Genomic DNA, 1,322 nt, shown 5'->3' with positions numbered 1-1,322 from the left:
CGGGGTGGATTCACGGTTTGGTTGCAACAGTGGTTTCTGGTGGGGTTGACAGTAGTCGGTTGAGGATTTGGGCGGGGCTGTCCCAGTCGAAGCGTTTGCGGGGGCGGTTGTTGAGTTCGACGGCGACCTCGTCGAGGTAGGCGGCCGAATGCACTGATAGGTCAGTGCCTTTGGGGAAGTATTGGCGGAGCAGTCCGTTGGTGTTCTCGTTAGAGCCGCGTTGCCACGGTGAGTGTGGATCGCAGAAGTAGATGGCGATGTCGGCGTCGATGCTGATGCGCGCGTGAGCGGCCATCTCCAGGCCCTGGTCCCAGGTCAAGGTTTTGCGGAGGTTGTCGGGAAAGGCTTTGATTTTGGTGATCATGGCCTCAGCCACCGCCTCGGCGCTGCGGCCTTGGGGAAGGTGAAGCAGCTGCACGAATCCGGTGCTGCGTTCGACCAGGGTGCCGATCTGAGAGGCCTGATTTTTGCCGATGATCAGGTCGCCCTCCCAGTGCCCGGGCACGGCCCGGTCCTCGGCCTCGGCGGGGCGCTCACTGATGTTGACCATGCCCGCAATGTGGCGGTGCTCGGTCGTGGTGCGTCGCATGCGGGGTTTGCGTAACGCCCGCCCGGTGCGCAAACAGCGGTGCAGTTCACGGCGCAGTTCGCCGCGGCCTTGCACGTAGAGCGCCTTGTAGATGGTCTCGTGGGACACCTGCATCTCCGGACGATCGGGATAGGTCTTGGCCAACAACCCCGCGATCTGGGCCGGGCTGTACTTCTTGATCAACAACGCTTGCACCTCGGCGCGCAACATCGGGCAGCGGGCCAGCTTGCCGGTCTTGGGTCGGCGTGCCCGCTGTTCGCTGCGCCGCTGGGCCAGACGCGCTGAATAGCCCGACTTGGCATCCCACCCGCCGCGATTAGCGCCAAACCGGTGCAGGGCGCGGTAGCGGCCGGTCAGACCACGGCCAGCCCCGTTATGGGCGATATCCCGCATGATCGTCGATGGGGCTCGCCCCAGCCGGCGCGCCATCGAACGAATCGATTCACCCTGGGCAGTACCGATCATGATCTGTTCGCGCTCCTCGGCGCTAAGCCGCGGCCGCGCCTGGCCTCGCGACTGCTGCACTCCTGGATTCACACCGCCGAATGTGCGGAACCACGCCATTCCCAGACTATTCGACACGCCGACCATCGGCCCAGCGATGCTCGGCGGCACACCCTGCGCTACCAGCTCCCAAAACCGACGGCGCACCGATAACCCCTGAGGCTCACCCGTCATCAACACCCCTAACTACGAAGTGTTGCAATCACCCCTTGAGCCCAAGCGGCGTGTC

The 1,322-nt window shown here is 64.1% G+C and carries 1 protein-coding gene; it reads right to left on the bottom strand.

Going from position 1 to position 1,322, the window contains the following annotated elements; genetic code table 11:
* Positions 1-10: 10 nt before the first annotated feature.
* Positions 11-1,267, bottom strand: coding sequence for an IS30 family transposase (locus GPY60_RS26470; protein ID WP_444850871.1), 1,257 nt, complete (start codon positions 1,265-1,267; stop codon positions 11-13).
* Positions 1,268-1,322 lie beyond the last annotated feature (55 nt).

Source organism: Mycobacterium sp. Marseille-P9652 (assembly GCF_902652685.1).
Taxonomy (GTDB): Bacteria; Actinomycetota; Actinomycetes; order Mycobacteriales; family Mycobacteriaceae; genus Mycobacterium.
Note: the sequence above shows the minus strand (reverse complement) of the source record. Positions and strands in the feature narration are given on the sequence as shown.

Coding starts and splice junctions, on each gene's coding strand:
- GPY60_RS26470 (WP_444850871.1), bottom strand. CDS start 1,267: ATGACGGGTGAGCCTCAGGGGTTATCGGTGCGCCGTCGGTTTTGGGAG.